The organism is Nocardioides islandensis, assembly GCF_015352455.1.
GTDB lineage: Bacteria > Actinomycetota > Actinomycetes > Propionibacteriales > Nocardioidaceae > Nocardioides > Nocardioides islandensis.
Map to the genome: position 1 here is coordinate 113,944 of NZ_JADKPN010000012.1, position 21,091 is coordinate 135,034.

Genomic DNA, 21,091 nt, shown 5'->3' on the forward strand with positions numbered 1-21,091 from the left:
GCACGTGAACACTGAACTCCCTAGCGCTGCTGACTACGACCGGTCGTCCGAGGTGAGGGCGATCCTCGACGAGGACGACACCCTGTTGGGTCAGGTGTACCGCCACGATCTCGCCGGCCTCACCCCGGCGCAGATGGCGGAGGCTGAGGGCAACGAGGGTGTCGGCTTCGTCTACACCTACCGAACCCAGATCCGAGCGCTCGTCGAGGGCGAGATCCCCACCAGCCCCACGATTGCGCAGCAGGCTGCTCGGCGGGTCCGCAAGTGGCTGAAGACCATCGCGATGAGCGCTGAGCTCAAGGCGGATCTGGAGGATCTCGAGTCGAAGCTCACCAGCCGCGCCGAGGACGTATCGGCGCAGAGCAAGGAGATCGAGTCTGCGGTAACCGCCACCGCCAAAGCAGAAGCGGTGGGGGCTCCCGGGATCTACGTCTACACGCTTCCGCACTACCTGAAGCACCCCGTCGACCCCGACACGGGCAAGACGCTGCTGAAGGTCGGCCACTCCGCCAGGGACGCCTACTACCGCGCGGGATCCGCCGGTCGGCTGACTGCGCTCCCTGAGGATCCGATCCTGCTGCGCATCTATCCCGTCGAGGAGTCGGCCGCGCGCGAGAAGGACTTCCACGGGTGGCTCCGCGACGCGGACCATAACGCGGGCAGGACGAAGCGAGGCGGCTCCGAGTGGTTCGTCACCTCGACCAAGTTCCTCGACCGCGTCGCCAAGTCGCTCGGACTGGAGATCCGCGTGGTCAACGACTTCGAGGCGGGCGAGGACTGAGGTCGATCAGCAGGTCCTCCATCGCCTGGGCGTCCTCGCCCAGGTAACGGAGCAGGTCCTCCTGACGCGGCTGTCCCAGGACGAGCCTGTAGGCACCTACCGTCCGCCTGAGTCGTCGGTAGGCATGCGCCTCGCGGCTCAGCGGCAGGGCCGGGACGTAGCGCTCGATGGCGTGACCCTTGGGGTCGGGGAACACCCAGTAGGGATGGATCATCGTCTGGTCGGGATCACGATCGGCTAGGGCCAGGTCGAACATCGCCTTCCAGGGGTCGTCGGCGGTGAGCACCTCGGACCGACGCCCGTAGGCGCGGGCGATGTTGCGGCGTACGGCGTGTCCCTTGTAACGGTGTACCCGGCCCTCACGCTGCTCGAGGTCGACCGGGTTGCTGGGCAGGTTCCAGTGGACGATGGCGTGGCTGTAGGGGTGGAAGTCCAGGCCCTCCTGGCCGACGCTGGTCGAGGAGAGAACGAACGGCCAGAACGGTGAGTTGAACGCCTGCCGGACGGAGCCTTCTCGCGCCAGGGACTGGTCCTCGGTGACGCCACGGCCGAACCTGACCGCGAAGTGGTGCCGGAGCGTGAACGGCTCCATCACGAGCTCACCGTCTCGCAGCGAGAGGTCTGTCGCCTTGTTGACGCTGGCGCGGATGCCGAGAGCCTCGCTCATCTCGCGGGCGATGGCTTCGGACTTCTCCGCGTCGCTCTTCTGGGCGACGCCGAGCGACTCATTGAGGACGTGGGCGTACTCGTCGAGCACGGCGCCCAGACCGCCGTCGACGCAGTGGCCCAGCACCCGTTGCCAGTACGCCGTCTCACGATCCGCGCCGCGGACCAGCGCCATCACCTCGGGCTGGTTGAAGGGGCTGCGGAGCGCCCAGGCGATCGTCGAGGCCCGGTCCCGGACCTTAATGTCACGAAGGTCCTCCAGGCTCACCGCGACGCGCCCGGCGGTCTCCTGACCGACCGTCACCCGGCTGAGCGCACGAAGGGCGCAGACGCCCAGCCCGCCGATCGCCATCGATGTCAGCACGTCCACCAGGTCGTCCGGACGGCGGCCGAGCTGCCCGGCGTCCACCCCGGCGGCACGTTGCAGGTGCTCGTCAAACGCCGACCTACTCCCCCGGCGATCACCGTCGGTGTCGTCCTGGCCACCGCCGTAGGTGAGCTCGACGGCTTCGTCTGGGGCGAGATCGAGGCGGAGCTGGTCAAAGAGAACCGGCGCGGCCCAGTACCAGGCGTCGTCGACCGTTCCCGACTCCGGACCTCGTGGCAGCTCGTCGAGCAGCTCCACTACCTGGGCACGCACGTGCTCCTCCAGAGTCGCGCGCCCGAGCGGGAGCTTGTGGCTGGTCGCCTGAGCGACGTACAACGGGTCGCCGACCATGGCTAGGGCAGCGCAGGGGTAGAGCAGGGCCAGGACCGGCATGCCGGTGAGGCGTTCCTGGTCGCGCGAGAAGGCGAGAAGCCCCCGTTGGCGGGTGTCCGAGTAGCGGCGGCCGCGTTGCTCGGCCAGCTCCTGAAGGCGGCGCTCGGCCTCGAAGCTGAGGACCGTCGAGATCGCCTTGGGGACCACGTTCCAGGCCGAGAAGACAAGCCGCTTCGTGAAGTGCCGCAGCGCCTCCTCGCCGTACGCCCCGGACAGCTCGTAGTACGGGAGTGACGGCGGGATCCACGCGAGTCGCCAGGCTCCGCTGTCGAGCACGTCGGCGGCGAGGGCGCGCATCTTGGCGTTCCCTGGGTCGAGCGCCTCGTAAGCGTCCACCTGGTCGCGGGACAGCAGTCGGGACGCCTGCTTGACCGCTGAGCGGACCTCGTCGCTGGCCGAGCCCGCTCGCTCCAGCTCCTTCTTCACGACGTACCCGTCCATGAGCTCGAGCACGTACGGCGAGCTGCGCCAGTACTCGAGCATGTCGGGCTGACCGAGCGCCTTGGCCACCCGCGAGACGAATCGGTAGTCGTGGAGGTCCTGCTCGACGAGCCTGAGCCCCGGCATCGGCTGCTCGCGGAGCATCCCGTCGCGGTCGGGGGTCGCCGCTAGTCGTTCGGTCCGGACGATGACGCGACGCAGCTCCGCCTCGACGTCGTTGCGCGCCTTCTCGGCGAGCGGACGATCGCCGGCCATCAGGCCACGCCGCAGGTCGGCCAGCCTGTCCTTGACCGTCTCGACACGGTCAGGCCCGGCGAGGAAGTCGACGGTCTCCAGGAAGCTGGAGTAGTGGTCCTCGCCCTCGGCGTCATCGGGCAGCGTGTACATCTTGAACGGCGTCGCGGACAGCAGCAGGAGCCGCGCCTCCCCGTGGTCGAAGAGCGCGCGCGCGAGCTCGGCACCAGGGGTGTCGTCCTGGAGCAGCGAGGTGAACCTCTGGAACTCGTCCAGGATGATGATGTCCGGCTCCAGGGCCGAGACGGCCGCGCGAGCCAGCTGTTGGCGCATCCGACCGATGAGGTTGTAACGCCAGCTGCGCAGGTGCCGGTCAGGAGCCCAGCCCTTGCGCTTGTACTTGAACTCCTCGACGCACGCGAACAGCTCTTCCAGCATGGAGGCGTAGCCGTGTTGTCCACCGGCCGAGTCCAGATCAGAGACCAGGGCCGCCGACATGGACTCGGGAATCGTGCTCTGGTCGAACCAGTCAACTTGGTTGCGGAAGTTCCTAAGTGAGGTACCGCCTTGGAAGAACTTCAGCCAGTAGCTTGCGGAAAGCTCGGGCAGCTGGGAACGCAGCATCCAGTACAGGAGCACTCTCTCGGCAGACTTTCCCCCACTCTCACCGACGTTGAAGGAGGTGCCGGGACTGAACGACACGAAGTTGAGCTTACGACCCTGGAGCTGGTCGATCCGGCTGGCCAAGAGAGTCAGGCGATCGGCGAAGTCCTGGCCCGTCTCGTCGCCGACGCGAAGGCGAGCGAGGTTCTGCCGCGCGATCTGAGCGTTTGAGCAGATGTAGACGACGTCGATCCGCTCGACGTCGTCCCACAGCCGGTCGATGGCCTTGGCGATGACGCCGCGGGCCACCAGCGTCTTGCCCAAGCCGACCTCGTCAGCCACCAAGAAGCGGCGGACCGGGTCGTCGCCCCACAGTCGCTCGTCGACGTACTCCACCGTGCGACGTTGGAAGTCCTTGAGCCCCTCGAGCTCTCGTTCGACGTCTGGCCGCTTCATCGAACCCCCCGAGCGTTCGAGACGGTCCGCCACAGATCGTCGAACTCCTCGCCCAGCTCCGGCAGACGACCATCGTCGTCACGCAGGTCGTCCAGCAGTCGCTCGACCCGGTCGAGAGAACCGTCCTCGCGCGCGAACGCCCGCACCAGGGGCTCGACCAGCACCAGGTCGTCGAACCAGCTCCAGCGCGAGGACCCGTCGCCGGCCGGGTCGTCGTTGCTGGCTTGCAGCAGGGTGCTGGCCACGTCGTCGAGGCCAGGATCCTTGAGGAGCAGCGCCAGGTAGCGAAGGACGTCCTCGATCTTGCTCAGGAGCTCGCGCAGGACTCGCTTGTCGCGGTCCTGCGGAGCGCCGACCAACGAGGCTCGCACCACGCTCGACCGCTCGACGGTGACTCCGTCACGCTCCAGCCGGGTGCGCACGGCCAGGAAGACGGTGATGTCGGAGAGCCCGAGCCCTTTCCACTGCCCGCCACTATCCAGCCGTCGTTCGAGCTCGACCTTGAGAGTGATCGGACGGGCCCAGCTCTCACCACCGAACGAGTCCGGTGTCGTCGCCCACGACAACCGCACTTCGAAGGCCTCTCCGTCCTGAGCGACGTGGAGCTCGGGTCCGCAGGTGGCCAGGTGCACGTGGAAGGCCTCGATCTCGCGCTCGAGCTCGTACTCGACGTCGGGCTGGGCCTCGGCCGACGGGGTGTGCGGCTGCAGGAGACGGACGAACCCGGTCTGCTTGTCGTCGTCCTTCATGAGCGCAGCGGCACCACATCGAGCCACAGGTCCACTAAGCAGGACGCCGAACTCCACGTTGCCACCGAACGCCGCCGACGTCGCGTTCGCGGAACCGGTGAGCAGGTTGCCCGTCGACCCGATGTCCCACGCCAGCACCTTGGCGTGCAGGCCGGACTTGACCTCCAGGGTCGGTTGAGCCTGGCGCCCGTCAGCCTCGGACTCCTCAAACGTCTCGGGCGGCGCATCGGCGTACGGCTGGAGCACCCGTAGGTCGAGTCCGCTGAGGGCCGCCGCGCCCAAGCGGTCGAACGACTCCGGGCGAGAGACGACCAGACTCCTCGTGGGCAACCGTCGAACGGTGGTCACGTCCAGGAACGGGGAGATCACCACGGCGCGGTCGGCTGACGCCGGCATCGGCCACTCGCCACCTCCGGGCGTGCCCATGGGGTGCAGCGAGCCGCTCGTGAATGGTCCCGGCACGGTCAGTGACACCTCCCGCAACGTGGTGGCGATGTCGTCGACCAGAACCCGCCGTTGGCCAGCGACCGGTCGCACGCTCATGCCCACCAAAGCCTGGATGAAGTCGGCGGCCGGGGCTGCAGGCATGTGGTTGTCGTCGGTCGTGCTCTCATCGGCAGCCAGGACCGTGTCCCAGGACCGGTCGCCGGTGAGGTTGCGGCTGAGGCACAACAGGCGATGGTTGAAGGCACCCGTCGCATTGGTGAACCTCAACACCCAGATCTTCGGGTGGAAGGTCCTCCCGGGTGGTGGCGCGACCTCGACGATGGACTGTTCAGCAAAGACCACCAGCTTGCGGTAGGTGCTCGGCACGTGGATCCCGCCCGCCTGGCAGAACACGGTCGTGCGCTCGGCGTACCGGCGGATCGCCTCGAGCAGCTCGTGCGGCGCCGCCTGATCGATTCCTTCCTCGGCGTGGTCGTACGCGGCCAGGGAGAGTGGGGCTAGCAGCAGGCTCGTGAGGTCGAGGGTGTACGTCGTGGCGACAGCGGCGTCCAGGCGCCATCCCGTCGGTGGGCGCAGGGCGTCCGTCAGCAGGTGTCGGGCATCCGGGTTCAGCACGTCAGTCCTCCAACCCGGCGGCGATGTCGTTCAGGTGTCCGCGCGCGATCTCCCAGCGATAGCTCAGGAGTCCGGTTCCCGCACCCGCGCTCCAGGTCGACCGGGCGTCCGGATAGGTGATCCGCGCACGACTGCGCTTGAGCATGAGCTCGCGCCGTTCCACGAGGTCTCTCGCCTCCTGGCTCTGATGCCGGCCCTGCTCCGCGAGCCGCCACCACTCGTCCAGGAACAGCCTGGTGGCGGGTCGGATCCTCGGGTTCAGGGCGAGCATCCGTGCCCAGAGTTGCTGACGGTCCCAGTCCTTGAAGACCTGGGTGCTCTCCACGGTGTCCGCCCAGTCCTGGAGGTGGTCGCGGTACTCGTCACGCACGTCGTCGTTGCCCGTGAGCTCGGCGAGCATCAGGTTGTAGAGGACCGCCGGGCCGGTCGCCGTCAGATGGACCCGCTCCGCCTCGTCGACCAGCGCACCGAGATCGGGAGGAAACGAGTCTCGCGCCTCGTGTTCCCAGATCCAGGTAGCGGAAGAGTCCGGGTGGTTCACCACCAGCCAGGCAAGCAGCGAGTCGCGCTGCGCTTCGGCGATCCGCGACTTCAGGAACTCGGCCTCGTCCGAGTCGAGGGAGAAAGTCGCGGTGTCGAGCAGGTCCGACGGCATCTTCGGAAGTGTGACCATGCCCAGGTGCTCGACGCGGCTGTCGTCGATGTCCGGATCGTCGCCGCGACGACCGTGCTGGATGGCATTGCGGAAGTAGCCCGCGGCGGACGTGCGCCAGCGTCGTACGCCGAGGTGCTCGAGGCTGGCCCAGTAAAGCGCGCTCGGCATCGTCTTGAGCGTGCTCCTGGCGTCCCGTCCGATCACGCCCTGGGTCTCACCGCCCGCGAGCAGGGCGTCGATGAGCTTGCTCTCGCGTGCTCGTAGCTCCGCCAGGGAACGCTCGACTGGCCAGCGGTGGCGAGCCACGTCGTTGACCAGCCAGGGGATGAAGAGGAAGTACTTGACGCGGGTGTGCAGCGTCGACGTACCGGGGAAGAGTGCGTTGGAGAACGTGTCCCGCACGCTCCCGATGCCCAGCTCATCGACGGTCGAGGTGTCCTCGAAGAGCTTGACGACCTCGAGCATGGCACTTCTTTGTGAATCGTCCCCGTCGAGCCATCCGAAGTAGCTCATGTCGATGCATGCAATCGGCCCTCAAAGGCTCCCGTCAAGCCCGTCATGCCGCCTGGGCCATCGACGTGACGTGAAAGCCGTGGCAAAGGACGCACTCATAGCAGCGCACGACCCGGAGCTTCGTCTTTCCGCCGTTCCGCTCGGCGGCGGACCGCGCGTTCTCAGCGTGGTGGAGAAAAGCCACCGCGTCACGGTGATCCCGGAATCGCTTCTTTCCAGTGGGACACCCATGTGCTTTTCGAGGGTAAGTCCGGCTCTTCATCATTCTTCTTCTCCTTCGGCTCGATGTGAGCCGACCTTGCATCGGACCTCCGAATCAATGGACGCCGCGACATCCGGTCGCGGGGCACTTAGGGTGTGGATTCCCTCAGGACGGAGGTGCCATGCCACCCGGACGCGACCCGCTCAAGGCGATGACGCGGCTCGTGCGCCTCATGGCAAAGCTGCACAACGCGGCCCCCGCCGGGGTGTTTCGCGACGAGCTGATCAGCATCGCGGGTTACGGCGAGTCAGACCCTGGCACCCAGCTGACCAAGGACCTGAACCACCTGCGACAACAGGGATGGCAGATCGACAACATCAGTCCCGCAGGGACCGATGCCTGCTATCGCATGGTCAGCCGCGACAACCGGTTGTGGCTCCGCCTCACCGCCGCCCAGCGTGACGCATTGCAGCGCGCCATCATCCTCGCCAACCGAACGGACATCGCCCAGCGACTCGGCGTCACAACCGCTTCACTGCCCGAGGGGCTGGGCAGCGCCGTGATCCCCACCGAGGAGACCGCTGAGCTCACCCTGGCTCTCCAGTCCCTTCGACTGCAGAGTCCCGTCCGGTTTCGCTACAAGGGCACGATGCGGACGGTTCACCCGGTCGCAGTCCGGTTCCAGCACGTGCAGTGGTACCTCAGCGGCGTCGAGGCGGGAGGTGTAGACGTCAAGCACTTCGCGATCGGCCGGATGAGCGACGTCTCCTTGGGGCCGCCTGGGGAGGGTCGGGCCGACGCCGAAGTCAGGAGGCTCCAGCTGCACCCACTGCTCTGGGAGGTGGACGAACCCCGCGAGGTCACCCTAGCCACCGCGCCCGACCACGTCCCGGACGTGGTCCGGTGGCTTCAGGAGCCCGCGAGCAGATTCGAACGCGGCGGCCTGGTCGAGATGACGTACGTCGTCACCAACCATCGCGCGTTCCGCGCGCGGGTGTACGTCCTCGGGACGCGTGTGCGAGTCGTCGCCCCAGACGAGTTTCGCGAGGAGCTGCTGGCCGAGCTTCGAGACCTGGTGGGCGCCTGATGGCCGCACCGAAGTTCGTCGAGCGCCTCGCTCGCCTCCCCGAGGTCTTCAGCGTGCTGGCAGCCTTCCCCGAAGGCCTCTCCTTGGAGGTGTTAGGCAAGCAGTTTGAGGTGAGCGCTGATGTGATGCGAGAAGACCTCGTCACGTTCATGGACGCGGAGTCCTGGGGTTGGATGCACCAGATCTTCAGGCCTCCCGTGCTGGAGTTCCTCGGCGCCGACGACGATGAAGACGGCAGCGGCGAAGACGTGGCATCAACGGTTCGGCTGGTCCACGACGCCCCTGCAGCGTCGCTCGGGGTGGAGCACTTGGCGGCGGGCGATCTCGCTGTGATCTACACGGCGGGGCTCGCTCTGCTCGACGTCGACGGGACCGACGCAGAGCTGCGCGGTGCGTTGGACGTCATCACCGAGACCATGTTCGGGCAGAAGAGTGAGCCGCCCGCACCAGCCGAGTGGAACCGCCTGCTCCCCGTGCTGCAGGAAGCACAAGCGACCCGGCGACGCGTCGACATCATGTACTCGCGCCAGTGGCAGGTCGGAATCGGAGAGCGCACCATCGAACCTCTGCGGCTGGTGCAGACCCAGCGAGGGTGGGAGGTCGACGCAGGGCCACCCGATGCGGAGGGCCGGTTGCGCACCTTCCTTCTCGCGAACATGCGGTCCGCTCACGTGCGTGAGGACCAATTCGAGCTGCCATCGCACCTCGAGTCGCGGCTGGCGCACCAGCGCGACACGTCCCTGGTGCGCATGGCCCTTGCCCAGGACGCTCGTTGGGCACCTGACATGTTTGCTGAGAAAGTGACTGTCATCGGGGACGACGAGGACGAGTTCATCGCCGACCTGGAGCTGCTCCCGCCCGTTGCTGAGCGCGTCGCGCTGTTGCTGCTCGCCAGCGGAGGCTCGTCGAGGGTCCTCGAGTCAGAGGGAGTCCTGGCCCCCGCACTCGAGTACGTCGAAGCCCTGCTCGCTCACCACGAAGCCCGCTGACTCGTCGCCACGCGAATCGACAGTGTCTTCGCTCCTTGTCGCGAAACACGTGATTGTTTCGGTGCCTGCCATTACCGTGTGGCCACTTGCAGACCAGTCAGCAGCGCGTGCTCGGGATGAGCATCTCCGCGTCCAGACCAGAAGGTTTCTCGATCACATGGCATCTCAGCTGGGCAAATGGGTGGTCCGCGCCCTCACCCTCATTCTCGTGTTCTGTCTTGCCGTCGGTGCGCTGTTTGTGGCCGGCACCGTGGGATGGCTCTCGGGCTTTGGTATCAAGACAGAGACTCATGACTCTCAGGTGATCCAAGCCATCGAGCGGACCCAAGAGGTCGCACTCCTGAGCCTGGGCATCCAGGGGATCAAGAACTCCGAAAGGTGTCGAGAGGCCTTCGGAAAGTGTGTGCCCGGGACGGGTGAGACCGTATTTCTCCAGTACAACTTCGCCGCGAAGCTGGGCATCGATGGCGCCAAGGTGTCAGTAACGAAGACAGGGGAGAACTCGTACCGCATCGCGGTTCCTGACTTCATCTTCATCGGTTACGACGAGCCGACCTTCAAGGTGGCCGTCGAGGACGGCAGCCTGCTCAGCTGGACCACGCCAGACATCGACAAGGTCGAGATGGTCAACGAGATCCTCGACGGCGACGCCCGCGCCAGTTACCTCGAATCCAACCGGGACCTCCTCCAGGACCAGACCAAGGTCTTCTACAACAGCCTGGTCACCAGCGTCGACCCCGCGGCCAAGACGACATTCGAGTTCCGCTCCTGACACCGATCGACACGCCGAGCCACCGAGCTTCCGCCCCGAACGAAACAGAGAGTGTGAGCGCCATCATGGGGTGACCATCCCCCGTAGTCAGGCCCGGCCGGCTCCTGGCTGCACCTCCTCCTCGAGGACGCGCCCGAGGCGGCGTACGTGGAGCTGGTGCACCTGATCCGGTGCCGGCTGGCGCTGCTCAAGCGCAGCGCCGAGGAGACGATGGTGCTCAACGACCTGGCGCGGCGGCTGGCGTCGCTGCGCTGGTCGTTGCCAGGACGCTAGGTGACCGCCGTCACCAGACCCATGGTGAATACCTCCGCCATCAAGGCAGTCTTATGGAGAGATCCTCCAATTTGGGCAGTCGCGGAACGTGTCGCCGATCGACGGACCATGAGGCGGTCGTCGGGTTAGGGTCGCCGCGTCAAGCGCGCGCATCTCGGGAGGAACTCGTGAAGAGGTTCGTCGTCGCCCTGGCTACGACTTCCGTCGTGCTGGGCGCAACACAGGCCACGGCGCACGCGGTTGCGACTGCGCCGCCGCACGCTCGGGCCACAGAGGCGGTGCGCGTTCGCGTTCCCAACTCCGTAGTCGAGGGCGAGCGGTTCAAGGTGGTCGTCAGGCTCGACCGGCCGGCGGCAGCGAAGATCGTCACGCTCGAACGGCAGGACGCGGACATCCTGGGAGACAAGGTGTGGACCGCGCTCAAGTCGGTGCGAGCCAAGGGACGGGCCAAGCAGGTGTTCACAGTGATCGCCGAGGAGACCAGCACCGGAAGGTTCCGAGCCCACGTGACCTTCCGCGACGCGAAGCCGGCCACCTCGAAGCCGGGGCGGACGACCGTCTGGCGGTGGACCTACCTCTACGCGTTCGAGTCGTACTACGCGACGACGGGCGTGTGGGGGAGGTACAGCGACGACTTTGCGATGAACGGGACCCAGTACAACGGCTGGCACACGTACGGCGACCAGCCCAGCTGGGAGGAGCGGTTCACACTGGGTCGGCACTGCAAGGCGATCCGGGGCGACTTCGGTGTCACGGACGACTCGAGTGACAGCACGTCGGCTCTGATCGCTCTGACCGCGGACGACGAACGGGCATTCACCTCGGGACCCTTGACGCCCGGGATGGTGCAGCGGGCCGAGGTGAAGCTGGACATGCCGTACCGGCTGTCGATCACGGCGGCCGAGACGTCGAGCAGCGACCTCAGGGTCTATCCGGCGATCGGCACGCCCGAGCTGCTCTGCACCGGCCTCTAGCTCTGGGCGAGTCTCACCACAAGCCGACCAACTGCGGCTCGTCAAGGGCGCGCCAGGACCGCCGGCGGGGATGCGTAGTAGAGGGAGGGGTCGGGCGGCACCGGGACGTCCCAGATCGGGCTGGCACGCTCGCAGTTGCCGTCGATGTCGCAGCGCACGATGGCGGACTTCCCGGCGTCGCTCTGGGCTGCGGTCAGGAAGTGCTGGTCGTCCTCCCACACCGCGTCCCAGTCGAGCCGCCCGGCGACCTTCGCCTGCCGGGCCGCCGTACGTCCGTCGATGACCCACCAGCGAGCGGTTCCTGCGGCGTCGAAGTAGGAGCACGTGGCGATCGCTCGCGTCCCGTCGGGAGACCACTGGTGCGGGTAGATCCGGCAGGTGCGCCACAGGGTTCGCCCGGGTCGCGACAAGATTGCGACACGGGTGCAGAACTCGCCGGCCGGGTTGTTGTCGAAGACGACCCGGTCGTTCCGGACGTCCGCGCCGATCGCGGCCTCGTCGTACACCCGTCTCCACGAGCCGCGTTCGAAGTTCCACCACACGGTCGCGGGGTCGTGCCAGCGGGCGCGCCGCCCGATGAGGACCTTGGTGTCCGTCACGGCGGCGAGCTGCGCATGCTCGAGGTGGCGGTGGGCGACGAGCCGTCCACTGCGCGCTCGCGAGACGTCCAGCCTCGTAGCGATCCCCACGGGGAACATGACCTGGGTCGCCACCGTCCTGCCGGTCGGCGACACCTGCACGTCGATCCATGCGTGGGTCCGGGCCACGGGTCGCCGCTCGCCCGTACGGCTGACGTAGGTCACCTTGGTCCATCCCGGCCGCCCGACGTCGAGGTCGCGCAGCAGGTAGCCACCGTCGACGACCCAGATGGCGTCGTGCTGGCCCCGTTCCGTCGCGGGCACCCTCAGGTCGCCGTCCCTGATCGTGTTGCGCACCAGGTACACGACTCCCGGGTTGTCTCCGCGAGCCAGCGCGGCCGGATCCAGGTGCGGCACGTCGCCCCCCGCCCCGGGCGAGGCCAGGGCGACGGGCAGGGCGACGGGCAGGGCGACCGGCAGGACGCCGGCCACGAGGGCCGTCGCCGCGAGGTGCGCGAGCCGCCGCGGTCCTCGCCGATGCCGTGCGAACACGCTCATGTCTCCCCCTTCCGCGGGGTCCGTGCGTCCAGCATGTGCCCGGCGGCCACCCGGGGTCAGGGCTCAAGGTCCCGGTCCGACAGGTCTTCGGTCGCGGGGCGGTGACAGGGCAGCCCCGCCCGCCTAGCGTGGAGGCTCCTTCTCGGTCAGGAGCACGCCATGTCGCCACTCCCCCTCGTCACCGCACGTCGTCGGCTCGCATCGGGGCTGGTGGCGGCCACCACGGTCGCGGCGTCGCTGACGGCGACACCCGTGGCGGCGGCGCCACCGACGACCGCTCGCGCGGCCGAGGCCGGGGAGGCACCCGAGAGCGGCGCTGACGTGGGCTCCGTGCCCGCGATCGAGTGGAAGACCTGCCCGGACGACGAGATCCTGCAGTGCGCGACGTACTCCGTCCCGCTCGACTACCAGCACCCGGACCGCGGCACGGTCGAGCTCGCGGTGAACCGGCTGCCGGCCAGCGGGCCCGACCGCATCGGGTCGCTCTTCCTCAACCCGGGTGGGCCGGGCGGGTCGGGGGTGGACGTCGTGGCCGGCGTGACGGGCATCCCGCAGACCAAGGAGCTGCGCCGCCACTTCGACCTGGTCGGCTTCGACCCGCGCGGCACGAACCGGAGCACGCCCAGCATCGAGTGCGAGCCGGTCGCCCGGTCGGTACGCCGGTTCGACCAGGCCCTGGGTCAGCCCGGCGGGGAGCGCACGACGGCGGACGCGCTGCAGGAGGCGCGGGAGTACGTCGCGAGCTGCCAGCAGCGCAGCGGCGACCTGCTGCCGTTCATGGGCACCGAGTACGCCGCCCGCGACATGGACCTGCTGCGCGCGGCCGTCGGCGACGACCAGCTCACGTACCTCGGGCTGTCCTACGGCACGTACCTCGGCGCGGTGTACGCCGACATGTTCCCGGGTCGCGTGCGCGCGGTTGCCCTCGACGGGTCGATCGACCCGTTCCAGTACGGCGACGACTACCTCGGGATCCTCGGGGCGAACTACCGGGCGAGCGAGCGGTCGGTCGACGCGTTCCTCGCCTGGTGCGACCGCCACGCGACGACCTGCAAGTTCGGCCACGGTGCGGCGGGCGATGCGCTGGACGCCCTCGTCGCGCGCCTGGACGACCACCCCCTGACGCGGGGCAAGGGCGCCGACCGGGTGACGACCAACGGCTACACCGTCCTCTACCTCCTCTACCTGCTCACGGGGTCGGGCCGCCAGGCCTGGCCGCAGACCGGCAAGCTCCTCGGCCGGATCGCGTCCGGGCTGCCGGACATCAGCAACCGCGACCTGCTCGGTGCCGCGGGCGGCGCGACCAACATCGTCATCGAGTGCACCGACGCCGCGGGCAGCGTGACGCAGGGCGGCTTCGTCCGCTTCGCCCGCCGCAGCGCCGCGATGGCGCGGCGGCTGGGCCCGGCCCTGGCCTACGGGCCGCCCAGCTACGACGGTGCGAACGCCGCCGCGTGCAGCGTCTGGCCCCTCAAGAACCCACCGAGCGACTGGCGCGGCGACTTCCGCGCCCAGGGCTCCGACCCGGTGCTGGTGGTGGGGTCGGTGGGCGACCCGTCCACGCCGTACTCCGGCGCGGTCTCCCTGGCTGCCACCCTCGACCACGCGCGTCTGCTCACCGAGGGCGGCGGACCGGGCGCCACGCACACGTCGTTCTTCGACAACACCTGCATCCAGGGCAAGGTCACCGAGTACCTGGTGTCGCTGGAGCTCCCGAGGGCTGGCACGAGGTGCCCCGAGGAGTAGGTCGGGTCAGGTACGACGCCAGCGCGCGTGCATGCCCTGCATGACGGGGACGTCGGGCAGGACGCGCTTCGGCACCTTGGCGACGACCGTGTAGTTGGTGTCGACCACGTTGGCGACCGGCGTCAGCGCGGTCTGGCTGACCAGCTGGTAGGCGTCCATGTCGGAGAGGCCGGCCAGCTCCTGGACCCAGCGGACCATCTCGGTGTGCGCGATGCGGAAGGCGTCCTCGAGGGGGCGGGCAGAGCCGGTGGTCATGATGAACGTGTCGTCCTCGAGGCGCGGCCACGGCGTCGGCGTACCGCCCTTCACCAGGTCGACGACAAGCACGGTGTCCATCGCACACTCGACCGCGACGCCGCAGGTCTCGCCCTCGCCCTGGCGGGCGTGGCCGTCGCCGAGGCTGAACAGGGCACCGGGGACGTTGACGCCCAGGTAACAGGTGGTGCCGGCGCGCATCTCGGGGGTGTCCATGTTGCCGCCCCAGCTGCCCGGGGTCAGCGACGAGCGCACCTCGCCGAGCGCGGGCGCGACGCCGACCGTCCCGTGCATCGGGTCGAGGGGGAGGTCGACCTGGTACGGCGAGTCGAGGGCGTCGTAGCGCACCACCCCCGCCGCGGTGTCGATCGCGTAGACCCAGGTCCGCTCCGGCAGCGGCGGGTGCAGCATCGCCGTGAACCCGGTGGCCGTCAGCGAGCCGAAGAGCGGGACCGTGGTGCTGACGCCCTGCGCCTCCCGGGGCGTGATGGAGCGGAAGTGCACGACGAGGGTGTCCCCCGGCTCCGCGCCCTCGACGAAGAACGGGCCCGTCTGCGGGTTGAGGAACCGGGGGTCGCACACCTCGGAGACCAGGTCGGACGTCGAGCGCACCCGGCCGGCGAAGCAGTCCATCGTCCACGTGGACACGGTGGTGCCGGGACGGACGCTGACCAGCGGCTCGAACCCGCCGAAGGTGTACGCCAGCTTCGTGGGGTCACCTTCGGCGTCGGGCTCGAACCTGAGGACGCCCGTGGGTTGGTCGGTCACGAGCGCGTGTGGGACTCCTCGAACACGGTGCGGCCGATGGCGTTGTAGACCTCCGGCTTGCGGGCCCGCAGGTACAGCACGCCGAGCAGCCCGACGACCGCCGTCAGCACCACCAGCCACGGGATCAGGTCGAAGAACGTCGACCCGGCCGCCAGGCCGCCCGCGAACTTGATGTTGTCGATCAGCAGCCACACCACGTAGACCATCCCCAGGCCGCCGAGCGCCGGGATGAGCCCGGTGGTCAGCATGTTGCCCGGCTGCACCTTCTTCACGTGGAAGTACCAGATGACGGCCAGGCAGGTGATCGCCTGGACGATGAGGATCGCCATCGTGCCGAGGATGGCCAGCAGGCCGTACTGGAAGATGTAGGCGCCGGTGAACGGGTCGTCGCCGTTCGTGGTCAGCACGTAGAAGCCGAGGGTGAAGGCCAGCGTGATGATGCTCTGCACGACCGAGGCGACGTGCGGCGTGTGGTGCACACCGTGGGTCCGGCCCAGCGAGTTCTTCGTCAGCGGGACCTCGCGCCCGATCGCGTAGAGGTAGCGGCTGGCGGCGGTGTGGAAGGCCAGCCCGCAGGCGAACGACCCGACCACGATCAGGAACAGGTAGATGTCGCCGATGAAGGCGCCGCCCAGCTTCTTCTCGGCCAGGTCGACCCACAGGCCGATCGAGTCGGTGTTCGACTTCGAGATCGCCACGTCCTTGCCGTTGCCAGCGATCATCATCCAGGACACGAACGTGTAGAACGTGCCCAGCCCGATCACCGCGATGAGGGTGGCGCGGGGCACGATGTGCCGCGGGTTGCGCGACTCCTCGCCGTAGACCGCCGTGGTCTCGAAGCCGACCCAGGACCAGAACGCGAAGAACACGCCGATGGCCGCGCTGCCGGCGGCGATCTGGGTGCCGCCGATGGTCGTGGCGTCGAGTGACTTGAACGCGTTGACGGGGTTGATGGCCTCGGGGACCAGCCCGTCGGGGCCACCACCGGAGAACAGCACCGAGAAGGCCAGGGCGAGCAGCAGCACGACCTCGCACACCAGCGTGACGCCGAGGAACGCCGCGGCGATGTTGATGTCGTAGTAGCCGAACAGGCCGATGACCGCGATCCCGACGATCGCGATGAGCAGCCAGTTGACGTCGATGCTGAACCAGTTGTTGAGGGCGTTGTTGGTGAAGTAGGCGAAGATGCCGATCAGCGAGCCCTCGAAGACGACGTAGGCCATCGTCGCGAGCGCACCGGAGACCATGCCCCACACCTGGCCGAGGCCGTGGGTGATGAAGCCGTAGAACGCGCCGGCCGTGGTGATGTGGCGCGCCATCGCGATGAAGCCGACCGTGAACAGCGTCAGCACGATGGTGGCGACGAGGAAGCCGGCCGGCGCCCCGATGCCGTTGCCGTAGCCCAGGGCGATCGGGGTGTTGCCGGTCATCGCCGTGATCGGTGCGGCGTTCGCGACGGCGATGAAGAGGACCCCGCCGAGTCCGATCGCGCCGGGCTTCAAAGCGTTCGAGTGTGGCACCGGGGCCAGATCAAGTTCCTTCTCGCTGCTCGACACGTGGTACTCCGTCCTATCGGGCCCCCAGGGGCAGACCGCAGCAAACCGAAGAGCCCCCAGCAGCGGACCCATTCGCCGTGTCCCAAGCCACCTTGCGGCATGGTGCCAGCGCCGGGTCTGCGCTGACAAGAGCCACACCCGCCACCCGTTCGTTCCGGAGACGTCCCGAAGGTGTTGACCGGACCATTCGCGCGCTGGTACAAACCGTAAAGCAGACCATTAACACAATTGGTATGCCCAGCGCTGGATCGGCGGACAGGGAGGCCATGGGCTTCGACTACGGCGAGTTCTCCTTCGACTCCAAGCAGGAGATGCTCGAGAAGTCCCGGGAGTACTGGAACCCCGGCAAGACCGACTTCTGGGTCGAGTCGGGCGTCCCCCTGGTCATCGACCGGCGCGAGGAGTACTACATCTACGACATGTCGGGCAAGCGGCTGCTCGACGTGCACCTCAACGGCGGCACCTACAACCTCGGGCACCGCAATCCCGAGGTCGCCTCGGCCGTCGCGTCGGCGATGTCGCACTTCGACATCGGCAACCACCACTTCCCCGCCCTGACGCGGACGGCGCTCGCCGAGGCGCTGGTCAGCACGGCGCCCCCCGGCATCACCAAGGTGGTCTACGGCAGTGGGGGCGGCGAGGCGATCGACATCGCGCTGAAGACCGCCCGCCACACCACCCAGCGGCGCGTGATCGTCTCGGTCGTGAAGGCCTACCACGGACACACCGGCCTCGCGGTCGCCACCGGCGACGAGCGGTTCAGCAAGCTCTTCCTCTCCGACCGGCCCGACGAGTTCGTGCACGTCCCCTTCAACGACCTCGCGGCCATGGAGGAGGCGCTGCGCGGGAACGACGTCGCCGCGGTGATCATGGAGACCATCCCGGCGACGTACGGCTTCCCGCTGCCCGACCCCGGGTACCTCGAGACCGTCAAGCGGCTCTGCGAGAAGCACGGCACCCTCTACATCGCCGACGAGGTGCAGACCGGGTTGATGCGCACCGGCGAGCTGTGGGGGATCACCAAGCACGGGATCTCCCCCGACATCCTGGTCGCGGGCAAGGGCCTGTCCGGGGGCATGTACCCGATCTCCGCGGTGCTGCTCGCCGAGCACGCCGCCGGCTGGCTGACCGAGGACGGCTTCGGCCACATCTCGACGTTCGGCGGCGCGGAGCTGGGCTGCATCGCCGCGCTGAAGACGCTGGAGATCTGCACCCGGCCCGAGACCCGCTCGATGGTGCACTACATCAGCGACCTGGTCGGCCGCGGGCTGCGCGAGATCCAGGCCGACTACCCCGACTGGTTCGTGGGCATCCGCCAGAACGGCGTGGTGATGGGGCTGGAGTTCGCGCACCCGCAGGGCGCCAAGTACGTCATGCGGCACCTCTACGAGAACGGCGTCTGGGCGATCTTCTCCACCCTCGACCCGCGCGTCCTGCAGTACAAGCCGGGCATCCTGCTGCGGCCCGAGCTCTGCGAGGAGCTGCTCGACCGCACCGAGGTGGCGATCCGCAAGTCGTGGGCCGAGGTCCGCGCATCCGGGTGGCGCGCAGCATGACCATCGAGTACGACCTGCCGCCGATCGAGGCCGCCGGCGTGCCGCGCGCCCGGCAGATGCTCGAGCGCGCTCGCTGGGCGACGCGCGCCTTCGCGACCTACGACCGCGACTCCGTGCTCCGGATCGTGGAGGCGGTGACGCGGGCCGCGGAGGAGAACGCGGAGAAGTACGCCGAGTGGGCGGTGCGCGAGACCGGCTTCGGCGTGGTGGCCGACAAGGTCGTCAAGAACCGGCTCTGCTCGCGCGGCATTCTCGAGGCCTACCGCGACCACGACTACGTCACGCCGCGCATCGACGCCGACCGCAAGATCGTCGAGGTGCCGCGGCCGGCGGGCGTGGTGTTCGCGCTGACGCCGTCGACGAACCCCGTGTCGACCGTCTACTTCAAGGTCATCCTGTCGCTGCTGACCCGCAACGCCGTCGTGGTGAGCCCGCACCCGGCGGCCAAGGAGTGCTGCTCCGACGCGGCCCGGGTGCTCGGCGAGGCGGCCGTGGCCGCGGGCGCGCCGGACGGCGTGGTCCAGTGGGTCGAGGAGCCCTCGGTCCCGCTGATCGACGCGCTGATGACCGACCCGCGCACCGACGTCATCCTGGCGACCGGAGGCGTGGCGGTGGTCCGGGCGGCGTACTCGTCGGGCAACCCGGCCATCGGCGTCGGGCCGGGCAACGTGCCCGTCCTGGTCGACGCGACCGCCGACCTGCCGCGCGCGGCGAGGAAGCTGGTGGACAGCAAGGCGTTCGACAACTCCGTGCTGTGCACCAACGAGAGCGTGCTCGTCGTCGAGGACGCGGTCGCGGACCGGCTGCTGCGCGAGATGGCCAAGCACGGCGCGCACCTGCTCGACGACGCCGAGCGCGACCGGGTGCGCGACGCGGTCTTCCCCGGCGGCCGGTTCGACACCTCGATGGTCGGGCGTGACGCGGCCACCATCGCCGAGCGGGCCGGCGTCCGGGTGCCGCCCAAAACGCGTGTGCTGCTCGCGCCGTTCGACCTGGCCGTCAAGGAGGAGCCGCTCGCGCACGAGAAGCTCTGCCCCGTGCTCGGCGTGACGCGGGTCCCGAACGCCCGGCGCGGGATCCGCACCGCGGAGGCGCTGCTGCGGATCGGCGGTGCCGGCCACTCCGCGGTGATCCACAGCAACGACCCGCGCACGGTCATGGAGTACGCCGCCGCGGTCGACGTCCTGCGGGTCACCGTCAACGAGGGCGGCAGCACCGGCAGCGCGGGCTTCACCACCAACCTCGCCCCGTCGATGACGATCGGCACCGGCTTCGTGGGCCGCAGCTCGCTCAGCGAGAACCTCGAGCCCAAGCACCTGGTCAACCTCACCCGGATCGCCTACAGCACGGACCCGAGCGAGGTGCTGCCGTCGTTCGCCGGGGTGCAGCCGTGGGCCGCGCCGACCGGCCCGGTGCCGGCGTACCCGCTGGCGAGCAACCTGGCCGACCACCAGGCCCCCACACCCACCCGTGCTCCGAGCGAGGGGACGGAGGAGATCCGCGAGGAGCTCCGCCGGCTCATCATCGAAGAGCTGACCAGCATCATCAAGGGCTGACATGGGCGACGCCGAGCTGCGGTCCTTCATCTTCCTGGACCAGCTGCAGCCCCAGACCATGTGCTACCTCGGCACCTGGATCAAGGGCAGCCTGCCGCGCTCCGACATGGCCGCGCAGGTCATCGAGGTGGCGCCCGGGCTCGACATCGAGCCGCTCACCGACGTGGCGCTCAAGCACACCGAGGTGCAGGCCGGGATCCTCGTGGTCGAGCGCCAGTTCGGCTACCTCGAGATCCACTCCCGCTCCACCGAGGCGGTCCGGTCGGCCGGCGCCGCGGTCCTCGAGGCGCTCGACGCCAAGGCCTCCGACGCCACCCGGCCGACCATCCTGGCCTCGCGCATCGTCTCCCGCCTCGACGCGCAGCACGCCTTCCTCATCAACCGCAACAAGATCGGCTCGATGGCGCTCAAGGGCGAGTCGCTGTTCGTGCTGGAGATGCAGCCGGCGTCGTACGCCATCCTCGCCACCAACGAGGCCGAGAAGGCCGCCGCGATCAAGGTCGTCGACTACCGGATGGTCGGCGCGACCGGCCGCGTGTACCTCAGCGGCACGGAGTCCGACGTCCGCGCGGCCGCCGACGCCGCCGAGCGCTCGCTGGGGTCGGCGTGAGCGGCCTGTCCGGCCTCAGCGCCGAGGAGCTGCGTGCCGCCGTACGGGCGGTGCTGCGCGAGGTGCTGCCGGCCGACGTGGTCGCCGACCCGGGGACGCGCTCCCACGACGTCACCATCGCCTCGGACGCCGACCTGACCGCGTTCGTACGACGGGTGGCGGCGCTGTGCGAGGACGACCGGGTGCGAGCGGCGATGCAGGCGGGCGAGCACGGGTTCCGGCTCGCGGGTACCTCACCGGGTCTCGTGACGGTCGCTGCGCAACCTCCTCGACCAGCGGAGTTGCGGGTCGAGCGGGGGGCCGTCACCGAGCGCACCGTCATCAAGGCGGCGGCCGAGGGCGCGCGGCTGGTGCTGGGGCGGGGTGCGGTGCTGACCCCGCTGGCCCGCGACAAGGCCCGCTCGTTGGGCGTCGAGATCGAGAAGGAGCGCTGATGCTGAAGGCGAAGGTGGTCGGCAGCGTGTGGTCGACCAAGAGGGTCGAGGGGCTCCCGAACGGGGCCTTCCTCGAGGTGGAGGTCGACGGGGACGGCCAAGGAAATGCCCAGCGGCTCGTCGCCTTCGACGTGCTCGGCAGCGGGATCGGCGAGCGGGTGCTCGTCGCGACGGGGTCGGTGGCCGCGGCGTACTTCCCGGACCCGCATCCCCCGGTGGATGCACTGATCATCGGTTCCATTGATGAGGAATGAGGA

18 protein-coding genes are annotated in these 21,091 nt (G+C 68.7%); 12 read left to right on the forward strand and 6 right to left on the reverse strand.

Annotated features, from left to right (window positions below; genetic code table 11):
• Positions 1-52: 52 nt before the first annotated feature.
• Entirely contained in the window at positions 53-781 is a 729-nt protein-coding gene (locus ISU07_RS17905) for a hypothetical protein (protein ID WP_194708193.1), read from the forward strand.
• Here the strand turns inward: ISU07_RS17905 and ISU07_RS17910 are convergent.
• Genes ISU07_RS17910 through ISU07_RS17920 form a run of 3 tightly spaced genes read right to left on the reverse strand, consistent with a single transcriptional unit; the run spans position 753 to position 6,920 of the window.
• On the reverse strand, positions 753-3,941 hold the full coding sequence (locus ISU07_RS17910) for a DEAD/DEAH box helicase (RefSeq protein WP_194708194.1): 3,189 nt from the start codon (positions 3,939-3,941) through the stop codon (positions 753-755). The two genes, ISU07_RS17905 and ISU07_RS17910, sit on opposite strands and share 29 nt — an antisense overlap.
• Positions 3,938-5,752: a phospholipase D family protein gene (locus tag ISU07_RS17915; protein WP_194708195.1), complete on the reverse strand. Its 1,815-nt coding sequence runs from the start codon at positions 5,750-5,752 to the stop codon at positions 3,938-3,940. Before ISU07_RS17915 ends, ISU07_RS17910 begins: the two co-directional genes overlap by 4 nt.
• Position 5,753: 1 nt before the next feature.
• Positions 5,754-6,920, reverse strand: coding sequence for a DUF6361 family protein (locus ISU07_RS17920; protein WP_194708196.1), 1,167 nt, complete (start codon positions 6,918-6,920; stop codon positions 5,754-5,756).
• A gap of 413 nt (positions 6,921-7,333) precedes the next feature.
• On the opposite strand from ISU07_RS17920, the gene ISU07_RS17925 reads away from it, so the two are divergent.
• The 5 genes from ISU07_RS17925 to ISU07_RS17940 all read left to right on the forward strand — a co-directional run bounded on the left by ISU07_RS17925 (position 7,334) and on the right by ISU07_RS17940 (position 11,217).
• Positions 7,334-8,209, forward strand: coding sequence for a WYL domain-containing protein (locus ISU07_RS17925; protein WP_194708197.1), 876 nt, complete (start codon positions 7,334-7,336; stop codon positions 8,207-8,209).
• Positions 8,209-9,198, forward strand: coding sequence for a WYL domain-containing protein (locus tag ISU07_RS17930; RefSeq protein WP_194708198.1), 990 nt, complete (start codon positions 8,209-8,211; stop codon positions 9,196-9,198). Before ISU07_RS17925 ends, ISU07_RS17930 begins: the two co-directional genes overlap by 1 nt.
• A gap of 157 nt (positions 9,199-9,355) precedes the next feature.
• Positions 9,356-9,970 carry a hypothetical protein gene (locus ISU07_RS17935; protein WP_194708199.1) on the forward strand — a complete coding sequence of 205 codons (615 nt, stop codon included), beginning with the start codon at positions 9,356-9,358 and terminating at the stop codon, positions 9,968-9,970.
• 147 nt (positions 9,971-10,117) lie between these two features.
• Positions 10,118-10,243 (forward strand): hypothetical protein, encoded by a 126-nt coding sequence (locus ISU07_RS24530; protein WP_267238960.1) that lies wholly within the window; start codon positions 10,118-10,120, stop codon positions 10,241-10,243.
• A 167-nt stretch (positions 10,244-10,410) separates the two neighbouring features.
• Positions 10,411-11,217: a hypothetical protein gene (locus tag ISU07_RS17940; RefSeq protein WP_194708200.1), complete on the forward strand. Its 807-nt coding sequence runs from the start codon at positions 10,411-10,413 to the stop codon at positions 11,215-11,217.
• A 41-nt stretch (positions 11,218-11,258) separates the two neighbouring features.
• On the opposite strand, the gene ISU07_RS17945 is transcribed toward ISU07_RS17940, so the two are convergent.
• A complete protein-coding gene (locus ISU07_RS17945) occupies positions 11,259-12,353 on the reverse strand; it encodes a hypothetical protein (protein ID WP_194708201.1) in 1,095 nt (364 codons plus the stop codon).
• A 159-nt stretch (positions 12,354-12,512) separates the two neighbouring features.
• Here ISU07_RS17945 and ISU07_RS17950 point away from each other — a divergent pair, with 159 nt between their 5' ends.
• Positions 12,513-14,099 carry an alpha/beta hydrolase gene (locus ISU07_RS17950; RefSeq protein ID WP_194708202.1) on the forward strand — a complete coding sequence of 529 codons (1,587 nt, stop codon included), beginning with the start codon at positions 12,513-12,515 and terminating at the stop codon, positions 14,097-14,099.
• A 6-nt stretch (positions 14,100-14,105) separates the two neighbouring features.
• Here ISU07_RS17950 and ISU07_RS17955 read toward each other — a convergent pair whose 3' ends face one another.
• Positions 14,106-15,122 carry an acetamidase/formamidase family protein gene (locus ISU07_RS17955; protein ID WP_194708203.1) on the reverse strand — a complete coding sequence of 339 codons (1,017 nt, stop codon included), beginning with the start codon at positions 15,120-15,122 and terminating at the stop codon, positions 14,106-14,108.
• A complete protein-coding gene (locus ISU07_RS17960; protein WP_228522125.1) occupies positions 15,119-16,624 on the reverse strand; it encodes an APC family permease in 1,506 nt (501 codons plus the stop codon). Before ISU07_RS17960 ends, ISU07_RS17955 begins: the two co-directional genes overlap by 4 nt.
• A gap of 287 nt (positions 16,625-16,911) precedes the next feature.
• Between ISU07_RS17960 and ISU07_RS17965 the strand changes: the two genes are divergently transcribed.
• Genes ISU07_RS17965 through ISU07_RS17985 form a run of 5 tightly spaced genes read left to right on the forward strand, consistent with a single transcriptional unit; the run spans position 16,912 to position 21,088 of the window.
• Positions 16,912-18,234: a class-III pyridoxal-phosphate-dependent aminotransferase gene (locus tag ISU07_RS17965; protein WP_228522126.1), complete on the forward strand. Its 1,323-nt coding sequence runs from the start codon at positions 16,912-16,914 to the stop codon at positions 18,232-18,234.
• On the forward strand, positions 18,231-19,790 hold the full coding sequence (locus ISU07_RS17970) for an aldehyde dehydrogenase family protein (RefSeq protein ID WP_194708205.1): 1,560 nt from the start codon (positions 18,231-18,233) through the stop codon (positions 19,788-19,790). The genes ISU07_RS17965 and ISU07_RS17970 overlap by 4 nt, the downstream gene beginning before the upstream one ends.
• A 1-nt stretch (position 19,791) precedes the next feature.
• The gene (locus ISU07_RS17975) at positions 19,792-20,400 is read left to right on the forward strand and encodes a BMC domain-containing protein (protein WP_194708206.1); all 609 of its coding nucleotides are present in this window, start codon (positions 19,792-19,794) and stop codon (positions 20,398-20,400) included.
• Positions 20,397-20,834 (forward strand): hypothetical protein, encoded by a 438-nt coding sequence (locus ISU07_RS17980; protein ID WP_228522127.1) that lies wholly within the window; start codon positions 20,397-20,399, stop codon positions 20,832-20,834. Before ISU07_RS17975 ends, ISU07_RS17980 begins: the two co-directional genes overlap by 4 nt.
• Positions 20,834-21,088 carry a EutN/CcmL family microcompartment protein gene (locus tag ISU07_RS17985; protein WP_194708207.1) on the forward strand — a complete coding sequence of 85 codons (255 nt, stop codon included), beginning with the start codon at positions 20,834-20,836 and terminating at the stop codon, positions 21,086-21,088. Before ISU07_RS17980 ends, ISU07_RS17985 begins: the two co-directional genes overlap by 1 nt.
• Positions 21,089-21,091 lie beyond the last annotated feature (3 nt).

Excerpts from the sequence above, each read along its gene's own strand:
- ISU07_RS17910 (WP_194708194.1), bottom strand. The coding sequence starts at position 3,941 with ATGAAGCGGCCAGACGTCGAACGAGAGCTCGAGGGGCTCAAGGACTTC.
- ISU07_RS17920 (WP_194708196.1), bottom strand. The coding sequence starts at position 6,920 with ATGAGCTACTTCGGATGGCTCGACGGGGACGATTCACAAAGAAGTGCC.
- ISU07_RS17925 (WP_194708197.1), top strand. The coding sequence starts at position 7,334 with ATGACGCGGCTCGTGCGCCTCATGGCAAAGCTGCACAACGCGGCCCCC.
- ISU07_RS17930 (WP_194708198.1), top strand. The coding sequence starts at position 8,209 with ATGGCCGCACCGAAGTTCGTCGAGCGCCTCGCTCGCCTCCCCGAGGTC.
- ISU07_RS17935 (WP_194708199.1), top strand. The coding sequence starts at position 9,356 with ATGGCATCTCAGCTGGGCAAATGGGTGGTCCGCGCCCTCACCCTCATT.
- ISU07_RS17945 (WP_194708201.1), bottom strand. The coding sequence starts at position 12,353 with ATGAGCGTGTTCGCACGGCATCGGCGAGGACCGCGGCGGCTCGCGCAC.
- ISU07_RS17950 (WP_194708202.1), top strand. The coding sequence starts at position 12,513 with ATGTCGCCACTCCCCCTCGTCACCGCACGTCGTCGGCTCGCATCGGGG.
- ISU07_RS17965 (WP_228522126.1), top strand. The coding sequence starts at position 16,912 with ATGCCCAGCGCTGGATCGGCGGACAGGGAGGCCATGGGCTTCGACTAC.
- ISU07_RS17970 (WP_194708205.1), top strand. The coding sequence starts at position 18,231 with ATGACCATCGAGTACGACCTGCCGCCGATCGAGGCCGCCGGCGTGCCG.
- ISU07_RS17975 (WP_194708206.1), top strand. The coding sequence starts at position 19,792 with ATGGGCGACGCCGAGCTGCGGTCCTTCATCTTCCTGGACCAGCTGCAG.
- ISU07_RS17985 (WP_194708207.1), top strand. The coding sequence starts at position 20,834 with ATGCTGAAGGCGAAGGTGGTCGGCAGCGTGTGGTCGACCAAGAGGGTC.